Here is a 14,942-nt window from a genome sequence, read left to right on the forward strand (position 1 = left end):
TTATTGTAAAAATAATCAAAGCCGGTGAAATTTACTCGTCGTAAATTTCACCGGCTTTTTCATTATCAGAGCAGGGTTTTGTCCCAGCCTCTTTTGCACTTCATAAATTTTTAGTTTTGCGCCATCGCATTTAATTTCTCTTCAGCGATTTTATCGATTTCCTTTTTCAATTCGTTTACCAATTCTTTTTCTGGGACTTTTCTTACGATTTCCCCTTTCCTGAAGAGAAGTCCTTCTCCACGTGCCCCCGCAATCCCGATGTCTGCCTCTCTCGCTTCACCAGGTCCATTAACGGCACAGCCGAGGACTGCTACCTTAATAGGGGCCTTAATGTTCTGAATATACTCTTCTACTTCGTTTGCAATGGAGATAAGATCAATCTCTATTCTGCCGCAGGTTGGGCAGGAAATCAAAGTAGCCGCGTTGGCGGCAAGACCAAATGACTTCAGCAGTTCCCGGGCTACTTTAACCTCTTCAACGGGATCGGCACTTAAAGAAATTCTTAGAGTATTGCCAATTCCCTTGCTAAGAATTGCTCCCAGTCCTGCTGCACTTTTAACTGTCCCGGCGAAGAGCGTTCCTGATTCCGTGATGCCAAGGTGCAAAGGGTAGTCAAAAGCTTGTGCAGCTTTTTCATATGCTTCAATTGCAAGGTTTACATCCGACGCTTTCATGGAGACGATGATATCATGAAAATCCAGATCTTCGAGGATTTTTATATGATGCAAAGCACTTTCGACCATGCCGTCAGCAGTAGGATATCCGTATTTTTCAAGAATTCTTTTTTCGAGTGATCCGGCATTGACTCCAATCCGGATCGGTATGCCGCGCTCTTTTGCTGCTTTGACGACAGCTTCAACCTTTTCGCGTTTTCCAATATTCCCCGGATTGATCCGTATCTTATCAGCCCCGCCTTCTATCGCTTTCAAGGCTAGCCTGTAATCGAAATGGATATCCACCACCAGTGGAATATTGATGCGTTTTTTTATTTCAGCGATGGCATTGGCCGCCCGTTCATCAGGACATGCTACCCTTACAATCTGGCAGCCCGCTTCTTCAAGGCGCTTGATCTCTGCTACGGTAGCTTCCACGTCATGGGTCTTTGTCGTTGTCATGCTCTGGATGACGACTTCATTGTTCCCGCCTATTGTTAAATTACCTACTCGCACAGGACGAGTTTTCGTACGATGTATTAATTCACTCAACAGTGATTCGCTCCTTTTATAAAAAGAAATACAGTCTGATTTTCCAATCACTCATATATTTTATCAGTCATTCGGCGATATTGACAAGAAAAGTTGATTACCATTAAATTGTGCTAATCAGCAACTCAATACTCCGGGAACTTATATGACTTGCCTAATTGGATTTCCTTGGGGTCCAGACCGTTGTTCAGTTCCTGGAAGTCATTTACAATAGTTGTTATTGGAACCGGGACCGGTCCATCAAACTGTTTTTCCATTACGGAAAGTACTGTTTCACCGGGCTGGATTTTCTTTTCAAAATAGGACTTGTCTGCTGCTGGGGGTTCTGTTTCTTCAACTTGTACTGCAGAGACAGCGGCTGGAAGAGTGCCATGCTGAATATCATGGTAAATAGAGTATATTAGGAGCATAATAAACAGGAATCCGGCTAGCTTCTTCATTAGGCAATCCTCCATCTAAAAAGGTTTGTCCATATATATGCCGGGGCGGGCGGGATAAGAACAAAAAAATACGCCTGATCAGGCGCATTTTCTCACATGTCACGACAGATTCGGCTGGTCCTTAGATCCAGGCACCTCCTTAATAGCCAAAAGCAGGATGGTAAGACTGATGAACCAGTTAATTAAGAATCCCATGGGAACATTTGTCTGAAGGATGGACATGATCATGAAAAAAATGGTTGGAAGAGTGATGCTGTATGCTGTCATCCTCCATAAGTGGCGATAGGCCAGCTTTTTGCCGGCAGCATTTTTCAACAACAGGCCAATCCAGGCAAGAATTGAGATTTCGATAAATGCAAGAGCACTGGTGAAAACGAAAATGATCAAAAATAACAATGGCAGGATGAAAGCAAGAGCTCTGTCCGAATGATTAAGAAGAGTACTAATATCATCCTTTGTAATCGTTTCCTGGGCAAACATGGTGTAAGGGATGGAATTAGTCTCTCCGGCAGCACTCAGGACAATTTCATCCCTGAGGATTGCCAGAGTATCGTCCGAATTAGATACTTTTTGTGCATCCAGCTTTCCTGTTGAATCAAAGACGATGGTAATACTGCCCTTATCAATTACCTTCTCCTGGGTGGCATCAGACTGAAGCTGTCCGTTTTCAATTGTAAAGGAAGGTAAATCCTCATTGATCGTTTGTTTGGTTGCCTCGACCGCAGACATCATTGCTGTGGCAGAGTAGTAAACAGTCGGGAGGATTGACAGTAAAGTCAGGATAAAAACATATAAGATCGTTTTTCCAATTCCCTGAAACCGAAAAGATGCTATGTCTTTTGGCGAAAATAAACTTCGGTAAAGCTGTTTAAAAATATTCATCATTACACACCCTTTATTGTATTCAACGAATTAATTTTAACTTCACTAATATATATACACAAGTTAAAGCCAAACCCTTGTAATATTCTTGTAACATTTCTCTGGAATGTTAAAGAAATGTAAATTTCCCTTCGAATATATTTACACTTTCTTAAAACATAAGCATAATGATAGCGAGTTTGTTGAGAGTTGTCGAAAAAAAGAGTAGGGGTTGAATCAATGGAACTGAATGTACAGGAAATGCTGTTTGAATTTTTTGGCGGCCTTGGTATTTTCTTATTTGGATTAAAATATATGGGGGATGGCTTGCAAAAGTCTGCGGGTGACCGACTCAGGGATATTCTGGACAGGTTCACGACCAATCCAATTATGGGCGTCCTCGCAGGTGTACTTGTCACAGTACTCATCCAAAGCAGCTCGGCAACTACTGTCATAACAGTGGGTCTCGTCAGCGCAGGATTTATGACTTTAAGACAGGCCATTGGGGTCATCATGGGGGCCAATATCGGAACAACGATCACTGCTTTCATCATCGGGATCGATATTGGTGAATATGCTTTGCCAATTATCGCGCTGGGAGCTATCCTTCTGTTTTTCTTTAAAAATAAAAAGGTCCACAGCTTAGGGCAGATTGTATTTGGATTCGGAGCGCTCTTCTATGGTCTTGAGCTGATGAGCGGGGGAATGAAGCCGCTGAGAGGGCTCGAGTCTTTCCATGACCTTACAGTGGAATTGAGCACGAATCCGATCCTTGGTGTTATTGTAGGTACACTCTTTACTGTCATTGTACAGAGCTCAAGTGCTACGATCGGGATTCTTCAAGGATTGTTCGGCGACGGCCTTATTACTCTTGAGGCGGCCCTGCCAGTCCTGTTTGGTGATAACATTGGGACTACGATTACAGCGATTCTTGCTGCCATTGGTACATCGGTAGCTGCAAGGCGGGCTGCAGCCACTCATGTTCTGTTTAATTTAATTGGAACATTGATTTTCATGATTCTATTAACACCATTTACTGGTTTGATCAGAATATTCCAGGAGTCATTAAACCTTAACCCGGAAATGACGATCGCATTTGCCCATGGAACCTTTAATATCACAAATACGTTGATACAGCTTCCTTTTGTTGCCGGATTGGCTTATGTTGTGACAAAGCTCATTCCCGGAGAGGATGCCATTGTCGATTATAAAGCGAAGCATCTGGATCCGGTGTTTATCGAGCAATCTCCGTCGATTGCTATTGGACAAGCCAAGGAAGAAGTCCTCAGAATGGGAAAATTTGCTGTCCAGGGGCTTGAAGAAACCAATCAGTATATAAAAACAAAGAATACAAAAAATGCCGACACCGCCTATCAGCTGGAAGACGCCATCAATAATCTGGACAGGAAAATTACAGATTATCTTGTCATGCTTTCAACAAGTTCTTTATCGGAAAACGAATCAGAACAGCATGGCATGCTGATGGACACCGTTAGAGATATTGAACGGATAGGGGATCATTTTGAGAACATCATCGAATTGATCGAATATCAGCAGGCAAACAAAGTGAAGATGACAGACACCGCGATGGATGATCTTGATCAAATGTTCGAGCTTACCATCAAAACGGTTAACGAGGCATTGCAGGCCCTTGATCATAATGATAAAGATATCGCGACACAAGTAGTCAGGAAAGAAGAGAAGATAGACAAGATGGAAAGAAGCTTGCGGAAGCAGCATATTATGAGGATTAGTGAAGGAGTATGCTCCGGCCAGGCCGGGATTGTCTTTGTTGATATCATCAGCAATCTGGAGCGGATTGGCGATCATGCAGTCAATATTGCCGATTATGTTTTAGGTGAGAGCCATTAGTGGTAAGATAAGGCAAGGGAATCTTTTCCCTTGTCTTATTTTTTGCGAAGGAAGGATATAGTGGATTACATTTATTGGAGCATCATCATTATACTGTTTGTCATCGCATTTGCAGGTCTGTTCGTTCCCGTTATTCCAAGTGTTCTTTTTATAATCGGCGGTTTTCTTCTTTATGGAGTATTTTTCAGTTTTGAGGACTTGAACTGGCTGTTTTGGGCGGTACAAGGAATGTTTGTCGTTTTATTGTTTGGAGCCGATTACGCTGCTAATATCATTGGTGTAAAGAAGTATGGGGGTTCCAAAGCAGGGGTTTGGGGGAGTACAATCGGTCTGCTTGCCGGTCCTTTTGTGATCCCTGTCCTGGGGATTCTGATAGGTCCGTTCATTGGAGCAGCACTTGCAGAACTTCTTGTCCACAGGAAGAATCTCCTGGATGCAGTCAAAATTGGTTTTGGTTCGGTTGTTGGTTTTATCAGCAGCATTGTAACTAAAGGGGTAATCCAGGCCATTATGCTCGTTTATTTCTATATCCTTATCTAAAAAATCGTGCTTAAGGGGCACGATTTTTTACATTCAATTTAATCCACAAATTTCTAAGGGACAGCTTTGGCAGTCTACTTCTTTCTTTAAATACTTAAGGTTCTTAACTGTAAATTTCATTTGATCATACGAAATCACATCCAGCTCGCGCAATTCCTTTAGCATCCGCTGGATCACCTCCCTTGTTCCGAAAGTCAGGCTCGCGAGCTCCTGGTGGGTGAGGGGGAGGTCAATCTGTATTCCATCCTCATTGCTGACTCCATAGCTGTTGCATAAGCGGATTAAGATAGAATAGAGCCCGCCTTTCTTTCCATTCATGATTAAATCCTGGCACTTCATTTGAGCTTTCAGGTAGCGGGTACTGAGCCAGCTTGCTAGGGAATGCATCACGGCAGTGTCTTTTGAGAGATAATTTTCGAATGCTTCCCTTTTAATCATTAGGATGTCACAATCGGTCATTGTCTTTGCCGAAAAATAATACCTGGGAAATGATTTGAACAGATCATATTCTACTAAAATTTCCTCGCTGTTCATGATTGTCATGATAAATTCTTTCCCTTTCATGTGCACGCGCCCAAGGGAAATGGACCCGCTCAATACGAGGTAAACAGCTTCGACAGAATCTCCTTCCTGAAAAAGGATCGTACCGGCCTTAACCTTTTGAACAGGCTCGGTGCCAATGAAATTTTGCAAAATTAGAGTATACAAAGAAAGGGTTTTTTTCACGCGATTCTTCTCCTTTTAGATGCCTCTAAATTAGATTTAAAAGATAAGGGAAAGGCAAGTTAATAGCGGTTTGGAGTTAATTGTATTTGGATTAGATCAGATGTGCTAAAATCATTGGGATAAAAGGGATTTGAAAAAGTGACAAATTATCGAATTATCAATATTCTGATCCTTGATAGAATAGATTCTTACGAAAGCGGTAACAATAATTTCGGTGAAAATAAGCATTTTATTTGAAACGATTACCGTTCTTTGGTAATCTTAGGCTAGCGCCCTAAGAATATATCTGCTATCCATTTTACTGGATTTGGATGATTCTCTGGAGCATATTCGATACATAGGAGGATGTTAAAATGGCATTTGAACTACCGCAACTACCATACGCATACGATGCACTTGAACCACACATCGATAAGGAAACAATGAACATTCACCACACGAAGCACCATAACACATATGTAACAAACCTTAATAACGCTCTTGAAGGAAATCAGGAACTTCTTTCAAAGACAGTAGAAGAAGTTGTTTCTAATCTGGATGCTGTTCCTGAAGCCGCACGCACTGCAGTGCGCAACAATGGCGGCGGACATGCGAACCACTCTTTGTTCTGGCAAGTGATTTCTCCAAACGGCGGCGGAGAGCCTTCTGGTGAGCTTGCAGAAGCGATCAACAATAAATTTGGCGGATATGAAGGATTCAAAGAAGAATTTTCAAAAGCGGCAACAACTCGTTTTGGTTCCGGATGGGCCTGGCTGGTCGTTAACAATGGCGAGCTTGAAGTCACAAGCACTCCAAACCAGGATTCACCATTAATGGAAGGCAAGACTCCAATTCTTGGTCTTGATGTTTGGGAGCATGCTTATTATTTAAACTATCAGAACAGACGTCCTGAATATATTGGCGCATTCTGGAATGTAGTAAACTGGGAAGAAGTCAGCAAGCGTTACAGCGCAGCAAAATAATCATTAAATTAACAAAGGGGCAGGCGAATTCGTCTGCCCCTTTGTTATTGATCAATGTTTCCAATAACATGAATAAGGAAGTTGAGATTGTTAGAAACTACCCGAGAAGAAAAGGGGAGTTTCTAGATGAGCAAACTGCAAAAACTATTTGGTGACGTTGAACTTACAAAGGATTTAACCCTGCTCCTGTTGATTGGGGGATTGTATTCGCTGAGCGTAGCCTTGTCGAATACATTTGTGAATATTTATTTATGGAAGCAATCCGGTGACTTTTCAGACCTTGGAATTTATAATCTTTCCATTGTCATTATGCAGCCATTAACATTTATTGTAGCTGGCAGGTGGGCAAAGAAAGTCGACAGAGTCATCGTTCTAAGAATGGGCGTCATTTTCTTGGCTGTTTTTTATCTGGCCGTGCTTTTTTTCGGAACAAAGGCATCCGAATTTCTCTTGATTCTTGGGGGATTGCTTGGTATTGGATATGGGTTTTATTGGCTGGCTTTTAATGTCCTTACTTTTGAGATTACTGAACCTGAGACGAGGGATTTCTTTAATGGATTTTTAGGCATTCTTTCGTCTGCAGGGGGGATGATCGGCCCTATTGCTGCCGGCCTCATCATTTCAAGGCTGGAGAAGTTTACGGGCTACACCATCATTTTTGGACTGTCTCTTGTCCTGTTTTCAATTGCTGTCTTTCTGAGTTTCTTCTTAAAGCGCAGACCAGCAGGAGGAAAATATTGGTTTTTGCGGATTTGGACAGAGAGGAAACATAACCGGAATTGGAAAATGATCACTAATGCCCATGTGTTTCAGGGACTCAGGGAAGGTACTTTTGCCTTTATCGTTTCTGTTTTTGTCTTTATTTCAACTGGAAGTGAAATGGCATTAGGGACTTTCGGCTTAATTAATTCCGGAATCTCCTTCGTCGCCTATTTTTTTGCTTCAAGGATGCTGAAGAAGGAATACCGGAAGAAATCAATTCTTTATGCAGGAATCCTGCTTTATCTTTCCATCTTTTTAATTATTTTTGATGTTACCTATTATCGGCTGCTTATGTACGCTGCGCTTATTGCAGTGGCGTATCCGCTCCTGCTGGTCCCTTACATGTCGCTGACCTATGATGTCATTGGCTCGGGCTGGAAAGCTGCAGAAATGAGGATTGAGTATATTGTTGTAAAAGAAATCTTCCTGAACATAGGAAGAGCGCTATCAATTCTTCTTTTTTTGGGTGCCATCCATTTTTTTAACAAGGAAACAGGCATCCCCATCTTGCTTTTAATCATTGGCAGCGGCCACACATGTATCTACTTTTTTATCAGGCATGTGAAATTCTCGTCTACATAAAAGAATGGGTCCTTTTGGGGAGTAAGAAAACAGTAGTATTTGACAATAGAATTATACCAACTTTTCCTTTACAATAATGTTTAGTGCATTTGCCACGGACAACCTTTGAATTAGAAAGGTGAGGAGAAACGTTGGGAAAGAAAAAGAAGACAAAAGTGCCATTTCGGCTGAATATGCTGTTTTTAGCCGTATTTTTATTATTTTCGATGCTGATTTTGAGGCTTGGCATAGTCCAGATTGTATATGGGGAAGATTTTAAAAGGGAAATTGAGCGGACGGAAGATGTTACGGTGAACAGCCCGGTTCCCCGCGGGAAAATGTATGATCGCAATCATAAGACAATTGTGGATAATACTTCTAGCAATGCAATTACCTATACAAAAAGCCAGGGAACCAGTACGGAAGAAATGCTCGAGGTGGCAGAGCGCCTCGCGAAAATAATTGACAAGGAAACAGATAAAGTAAGGGAAAGGGACAAAAAGGATTATTGGATCATAAAGAACCCTGACCTGGCCAAGGCGAAAATAACGGAAAAAGAATGGGCTTTATACAACGAAAAGAAAATAGACGATAAGAAAATTTATGATCTGCAGCTGGAGAGAATCACAGAAAAGGAGCTGAATGAGCTTTCGGAAAGTGATCTCGAAGTCCTGGCAATATTCCGGGAATTTAACAGCGGGTATGCTTTGTCGCCGCAAATCGTCAAGGAAGGCGTCAAAGCCAAAGAATACGCAGCAGTCAGTGAAAATCTGGAACAGCTTCCAGGCGTAGATACTACTACCAACTGGAACCGCAAATATTCTTTTGGGAAGACTCTGCAGACTGTTCTCGGGAAAGTAACGGATTCAGATGAAGGGCTCCCAAGAGAGCGCCTTGAGTACTATTTATCCAGAGACTACAGCCGCAACGACCGGGTAGGCAAGAGCTATCTGGAACTGCAATATGAGGATGTCCTTCACGGCCAGAAGGCCAAAGTGAAGAATGTAACTGATAAAGCTGGAAACGTGCTTGATACGGAAGTGATCACTGAAGGAGAAAGAGGAAAGGATCTTGTCCTAACGATTGATATGGACCTGCAGCTTGCGGTTGAAAAGATCGTTGAGGAAGAATTGCTGAAGGCTAAGCAGCAGTCCGGCACCCGATTGCTTGACCGTGCTTTTGTCGTTCTAATGGATCCCCATACCGGCGATATTTTGACAATGGCTGGGAAACAGATCGGAAGGAATGAAGAAACAGGCCGAAGCGAAGTGCAGGATTTTGCCCTTGGAAATATCACTACTTCCTATAATGTTGGCTCTGCTGTAAAAGGGGCGACGGTCCTTACAGGTTTCAGCACTGGTGCCATTACACCTTATACGACTTTTTATGATACACCAGTGAAAATCAAAGGGACAGAGCCTAAGCGTTCCTGGAAATCAGGCCTGGGGATCCTCGATTACAAAAATGCATTAAAAGTGTCTTCAAATGTCTTTATGTTCAGGACTGCCATTAATGTCGGCGGCGGAAATTATCAGTTTAACCAGCCGCTGTCATTAAAGCCGGGAACATTCAATATCTTCAGGAATTCCTTTGCCCAGTTTGGTCTTGGAGTTAGGACGGGAATTGATCTGCCTAATGAAATGGCTGGGTTTAAAGGGACAGAGAATGCCCCTGGTAAATTGCTCGACTTTTCAATTGGGCAGTATGATACCTACACCACCATGCAGCTCGCTCAATATGTTTCGACCATTGCGAACGGCGGAAACAGGATAAAACCCCGACTGGTTAAAGAGATCAGGGAACCAATCCTGGATAAAGAAAAAGTGGGTCCAGTGATTAAATCTTTTGAACCTGTTGTCCTTAACTCAGTGGATGCCGAGGAAAACTGGATTGAAGGAGTCCAGGAAGGCTTTCGCCGCGTAATGCAGGAACCAAGCGGCACAGCATATGGAAGCTTCGCCAGCGCTGATTACAAGCCTGCTGGCAAAACTGGAACTGCTGAGGCATTCTATGATGGACCGGAGAGAAGCAAATTTAATGAACCGCCTGAAGTGATGAATCTTAGTCTGGTTGGCTATGCTCCATATAATAATCCAGAGATTGCCATGGCTGTAATGGTGCCGTGGGCTTATGAAGGAAGCACAGGCCATCACGCAAACAATGATATTGGCCGAAGGGTCCTAGATACCTACTTTGAATTGAAAGATAAGCGCCACGAGAAGAATATGAATCCTGAACAGCCTGTGCAAGAGATAGAAGAAAAAGCAGAAGGAGCTGCCCTTCTGGAAGAAATAGATGAATAAAAAAAACTGCCCATCTGGGCAGTTTTTTTTTTTGACTTTGGAAAAGCTATATCTAGAAAACAAAATTAATTTTACCCAGTAATAATTACCTTTATGCATCGAATCATTAAATTTACAAAACCTTAACATTCAGTTAAAACATCATTAATACTGAGCTTGTATTCTTTTACCTGTAAGACATACAACCAACCTTAGGGGGAATCACGTAATGAAAAGTCTTAAGAAAGCCAGCCTTCTTACACTTGTTGCCGCCGTGATGGCAATGACAGCAGCGTGTGGAGGAAATGATAATGCTAATGAAGGAAATGGAAATGGAAATGGTGAAGAATTAGAAGGCAGCGTGATCATAGATGGTTCAGGAACTGTATATCCTTTCATGGCTCAAATGGCCGAAAACTATATGACCAATGAGCAAGAAGGGGTTTCCGTTGAAGTAAGCCGTGCTGGAACTTCTGCGGGCTTTAAAAAGTTCCTTGCTGAAGGCGGAACGGATTTCAACAATGCTTCCCGCCAGATCAAAGAGGAAGAAAAGTCTGAAGCTGAAAAGCTTGGTATTGAAACACAGGAAATGAAGGTAGCTTTAGATGGAATCACCATTGTTATTAATAAAGATAACGATTGGGCTAAAGAGCTTACCCAACAGGAAGTAATTGATATCTTCCTTGAAAGCAAAGGAAAGAAAAAGTGGTCTGATGTTCGCTCTGAATTCCCAAACGAGGAAATTAAGACATATGGACCTAATGAAAATCATGGTACCTATGAATTCATGTATGAAACAATCCTTGGAGAACAGGATCTGCCAGAAGATATAAATTTACAGCAGGATTATTCTACACTAGTAGACCTGGTTTCAAAGGATAAAAACGCCATTGGATTCTTCGGATATGGCTACTATGCAAGCAACACCGATAAACTTGCCGCAGTAAAAGTTGATTTTGGCAAAGGACCGGTTGAACCAACACTAGATACAATTGCTGAAGATGGTGATTATGCTCCATTTACCCGTCCGGTTTTCACTTATCTTAATGTGAATAATGCAAAAGAAAAACCTGAAGTACTGGATTATGCGATTTACACAATGGAAAATGCGCAAGATGTTGCTAAAGAAACTGGGTTTGCTCCATTAGCAGATGAGGATGTTAAAACGTCCCTTGATGCTTTAAATGGCTTGAAATAAAATGCAGTGAAGATGAGGAGAAATGGCTTCTCATCTTCTTGCCTGTTAAATTTTATGGGGTGTTATATTTTTCCTTTAAACGAGGAGAAAAGGGGTTTTCAATCTTGGATAAAACATTGGATCATAAATCAGGTAAACCTATAAAAGTTAGTGAACTTATTCAGGAAAAGAAAAAATCAAAAAATTTTAATCAAACCTTTGAAAAATTAATACCTGGAATCTTGCTTGGTATTGCAGCTATTTCGATATTAACAACAATAGGAATCCTTTTAACTTTATTGACTGAAACCATTAACTTCTTTAGAGAGGTCCCATTTTTAGATTTCTTTACTGGAACGCAACTGAAGCCCTTGGGCGAAAATGCTGTTTTTGGAGTCTTGCCATTATTAACGGGTACACTAATCTCAACGGCTATTGCCATGGTTGTTGCGATTCCGATTGGCCTTATGACCGCTGTATTTTTAAGTGAATATGCATCGGAAAAATTAAGAAGAACTTTAAAGCCGATGCTGGAGGTATTGGCAGGTATCCCAACAATTGTCTATGGGTTTTTTGCTTTTACATTTGTAACGCCATTATTGAGGTCATTTATCCCGGGATTGGAACCCACCAATATTCTTAGTCCTGGTTTGGTTATGGGGATCATGATCATCCCAATGGTAGCTTCATTATCTGAAGATGCTATGAGTGCTGTACCAAATACAATGAGAGAAGGTGCTCTGGCACTGGGTGCTACGAAACTCGAAGTTACCTGGAAAGTTGTTGTGCCTGCTGCCATTTCTGGCATTATAGCCTCATTTGTTCTGGGCATATCACGGGCAATAGGCGAAACAATGATTGTAGCCATCGCCAGCGGAAGCTCAAAGAACTTTACATTTGATGTTACCCAATCGATGCAAACCATGACAGCTTATATAGTGGAGGTAACAGGTGGAGAGGCAGCAGCTGGTACAACCCTTTATTACAGTCTTTATGCCGTAGCCATGACATTATTCGTATTTACTCTGGTTATGAATCTGCTTGCGCAGTATATCTCTCGGAAATTCAGGGAGGAGTATTAATTATGAAGTATATTGATGCAGCCCAGGTCCAAAAGAAAATGGGCTCACGTTTATTCGCTAATAACCTTGCCAAAACTCTTTTCTTTCTGGCAACCCTGTTTGGCCTGTTAGTATTGGCCGTTCTTATTTACCGGGTACTTGCCGATGGGCTTGGCTCGCTGAATATGGGTTTCTTAACAAACAGACTCTCTACTGATCCTGAGAGGGCTGGAATTATGGGTGCGATACTCGGTACTCTCTGGCTAATGCTTGTGGTTGCACCAGTTACGATGATCCTGGGAGTGGGAACAGCGATTTATTTAGAAGAGTACGCGAAAAAAGGACGCCTTCAGTCTTTCATTCAAACGAATATTTCCAATCTGGCAGGAGTCCCGTCAGTCGTTTTCGGAATCCTTGGATTAACGATATTTGCCAGGGCCCTTGATTTAGGGTCAATCGTGCTGGCAGGCGGTTTGACCATGGCATTGCTGGTACTGCCTGTAGTAGTAGTTGCCAGTCAGGAGGCCATTCGGTCTGTTCCTCAATTTTTAAGAGAAGCCTCTTATGGGATGGGGGCAACAAAATGGCAGACTGTGAAAAACGTTGTATTACCGGCCTCAATACCTGGAATTTTGACAGGTGTAATTCTCGCGCTTTCCCGGGCAATTGGTGAGACAGCACCGCTTGTAGTACTGGGAATTCCAGCTTTATTGATTCCTCTTCCAGAAGGGATATTTGACCGGTTTACAATACTGCCAGTTCAAATTTATTATTGGACACTCGACTCCGCTTTGGTTGCAGAATATGCCAACCTTGCAGCAGCAACCATTGTTATTTTGTTAATTGTCCTATTTGCAATGAACTCGATTGCCATCATTATCAGAAACAAATTTCAAAAAAGATTTTAATTCCAGGAAGGGTGTACTTAAATGGCAGTATTAACTGATCGCGAGAAGACAATGATGAAACAGGAAACACAAAATGCCGAGGAAACACCTAAAAGGGTTGTATATAATACAAAAGATTTAAATCTCTGGTACGGGGAAGGTCATGCCTTAAAGAATATTAACCTTGCGATAAATGAAAACGAAGTGACAGCCATTATAGGTCCATCAGGCTGCGGGAAGTCCACTTACATTAAAACCTTGAACAGAATGGTGGAGCTAGTGCCTACTGTCCGTATTTCCGGAGAAATATTATACCGTGAACGAAATATTCTTGATAAGAACTTTAAAGTTGAAGATTTACGGACTAGAGTAGGCATGGTATTCCAGAAGCCTAATCCTTTCCCGAAATCGATTTACGAAAATATTGCATACGGCCCGAAAATCCATGGGATCCGCAGCAAAAAAATATTGGACGAAATTGTTGAAAAGAGTCTTCGCGGGGCCGCTATCTGGGATGAGGTCAAGGACCGACTAAATCAAAATGCATACGGCCTGTCAGGCGGACAGCAGCAGCGTCTGTGCATTGCCCGATGCCTTGCGATCGAACCAGACGTGATTTTAATGGATGAGCCTACATCCGCCCTGGATCCAATCTCTACTTTAAAGGTCGAAGAACTTGTTCAGGAAATGAAAAAAGACTACAGCATAATCATTGTTACTCATAATATGCAGCAGGCAGCACGGATTTCGGACAAAACGGCATTTTTCTTAAATGGAGAGGTCATTGAATTTGCGAATACAGATAAAATCTTTTCTAACCCTTCAGACAAACGAACAGAGGATTACATTACAGGACGTTTTGGTTGATTTGAACGATTAGAGATATTTTGAACTATAGGTTAGTACTTAGAAGGGAGCATTTGTATGGTTGTCAGGGAAAGATTTGAAGAAGATTTAAGAGAATTGCAGAATAAAATGCTTGAGCTGGGAAATTTCTCCGCTGAGGCACTGACGAAATCCCTGGATTCACTTGAAAATAAAGATATCGAAGCAGCGCTTGAAATAATCGAGGATGATACAAAGGCAGATATCCTTGAAGAAGATATTAATGATTTTGCCATCCTCTTGATTGCAAAACAGCAGCCAGTTGCAGTGGATTTGCGCAGAATAATTGTGGCTATCAAGATTGCCAATGATATTGAACGGATTGCTGATTTTGCCGTCAATATTGCCAAGTCTACCATCCGTATCGGTGCGGAGCCACTGGTAAAACCAATTGAACATATCAGGGAAATGCATCGGCTGACACTGCAGATGCTTACATTGTCATTGGAGGCTTTTAATGATGAAGATCTTTCGAAGGCTAAAAAAGTAGCCGAGATGGATGATCAGGTGGATGAACTATATGGGCAAACCATCCAGGACCTGCTGCAGCTCAACCAGAGCAATCCAGGACACTTGCCCCAGATTACCCAGCTGTCATTCATAAGCAGGTATTTGGAACGTGCTGCAGACCATGTGACCAATATAGCCGAGCATATATTCTATCTGGTGAAGGGAAAACGGTACGACCTAAACAATTAAATTGGCATCAAAAAAGGAGCAG

Annotated in this window: 14 protein-coding genes; 10 read left to right on the forward strand and 4 right to left on the reverse strand. The window is 42.0% G+C overall.

Annotation, left to right across the window (positions count from 1 at the left end):
* Positions 1–110: 110 nt before the first annotated feature.
* The 3 genes from ispG to EV146_RS16725 form a co-directional block, all read right to left on the reverse strand.
* A complete protein-coding gene (gene ispG / locus EV146_RS16715; RefSeq protein ID WP_121611768.1) occupies positions 111–1,205 on the reverse strand; it encodes a flavodoxin-dependent (E)-4-hydroxy-3-methylbut-2-enyl-diphosphate synthase in 1,095 nt (364 codons plus the stop codon).
* 125 nt (positions 1,206–1,330) lie between these two features.
* A complete protein-coding gene (locus EV146_RS16720; RefSeq protein ID WP_132008531.1) occupies positions 1,331–1,645 on the reverse strand; it encodes a hypothetical protein in 315 nt (104 codons plus the stop codon).
* 99 nt (positions 1,646–1,744) lie between these two features.
* Entirely contained in the window at positions 1,745–2,530 is a 786-nt protein-coding gene (locus EV146_RS16725; protein WP_241993942.1) for a DUF1189 domain-containing protein, read from the reverse strand.
* A gap of 216 nt (positions 2,531–2,746) precedes the next feature.
* On the opposite strand from EV146_RS16725, the gene EV146_RS16730 reads away from it, so the two are divergent.
* Together EV146_RS16730 and EV146_RS16735 are read left to right on the forward strand one after the other, a co-directional pair.
* Positions 2,747–4,378 carry a Na/Pi cotransporter family protein gene (locus EV146_RS16730; RefSeq protein WP_132008534.1) on the forward strand — a complete coding sequence of 544 codons (1,632 nt, stop codon included), beginning with the start codon at positions 2,747–2,749 and terminating at the stop codon, positions 4,376–4,378.
* A 60-nt stretch (positions 4,379–4,438) separates the two neighbouring features.
* Positions 4,439–4,918 (forward strand): DUF456 domain-containing protein, encoded by a 480-nt coding sequence (locus EV146_RS16735; protein ID WP_121611776.1) that lies wholly within the window; start codon positions 4,439–4,441, stop codon positions 4,916–4,918.
* Between the two features lie 33 nt (positions 4,919–4,951).
* On the opposite strand, the gene EV146_RS16740 is transcribed toward EV146_RS16735, so the two are convergent.
* Positions 4,952–5,644 (reverse strand): Crp/Fnr family transcriptional regulator, encoded by a 693-nt coding sequence (locus EV146_RS16740; protein WP_132008537.1) that lies wholly within the window; start codon positions 5,642–5,644, stop codon positions 4,952–4,954.
* Between the two features lie 353 nt (positions 5,645–5,997).
* On the opposite strand from EV146_RS16740, the gene EV146_RS16745 reads away from it, so the two are divergent.
* From EV146_RS16745 to phoU, 8 genes are all read left to right on the forward strand, one after another.
* Positions 5,998–6,606, forward strand: a complete 609-nt coding sequence (locus tag EV146_RS16745; protein WP_121611780.1) for a superoxide dismutase — start codon at positions 5,998–6,000, stop codon at positions 6,604–6,606.
* A gap of 126 nt (positions 6,607–6,732) precedes the next feature.
* Entirely contained in the window at positions 6,733–7,950 is a 1,218-nt protein-coding gene (locus EV146_RS16750; RefSeq protein ID WP_132008540.1) for an MFS transporter, read from the forward strand.
* A gap of 173 nt (positions 7,951–8,123) precedes the next feature.
* Positions 8,124–10,232 carry a peptidoglycan D,D-transpeptidase FtsI family protein gene (locus EV146_RS16755; protein WP_241993951.1) on the forward strand — a complete coding sequence of 703 codons (2,109 nt, stop codon included), beginning with the start codon at positions 8,124–8,126 and terminating at the stop codon, positions 10,230–10,232.
* Between the two features lie 208 nt (positions 10,233–10,440).
* Complete coding sequence (locus EV146_RS16760; protein WP_132008543.1) at positions 10,441–11,409, forward strand: PstS family phosphate ABC transporter substrate-binding protein; 969 nt, start codon at positions 10,441–10,443, stop codon at positions 11,407–11,409.
* Between the two features lie 104 nt (positions 11,410–11,513).
* Entirely contained in the window at positions 11,514–12,470 is a 957-nt protein-coding gene (gene pstC / locus EV146_RS16765) for a phosphate ABC transporter permease subunit PstC (protein WP_241993943.1), read from the forward strand.
* A 2-nt stretch (positions 12,471–12,472) separates the two neighbouring features.
* Positions 12,473–13,357, forward strand: a complete 885-nt coding sequence (pstA, locus tag EV146_RS16770; RefSeq protein ID WP_132008546.1) for a phosphate ABC transporter permease PstA — start codon at positions 12,473–12,475, stop codon at positions 13,355–13,357.
* Between the two features lie 51 nt (positions 13,358–13,408).
* Entirely contained in the window at positions 13,409–14,203 is a 795-nt protein-coding gene (gene pstB / locus EV146_RS16775) for a phosphate ABC transporter ATP-binding protein PstB (RefSeq protein WP_121613948.1), read from the forward strand.
* Positions 14,204–14,260: 57 nt separating this feature from the next.
* Positions 14,261–14,920: a phosphate signaling complex protein PhoU gene (phoU, locus tag EV146_RS16780; protein ID WP_132008549.1), complete on the forward strand. Its 660-nt coding sequence runs from the start codon at positions 14,261–14,263 to the stop codon at positions 14,918–14,920.
* Positions 14,921–14,942: the final 22 nt, after the last annotated feature.

Origin of the sequence: Mesobacillus foraminis (assembly GCF_004340465.1) — a bacterium.
In the GTDB taxonomy this organism is placed as follows: Bacteria; Bacillota; Bacilli; order Bacillales; family Cytobacillaceae; genus Mesobacillus_B; species Mesobacillus_B foraminis.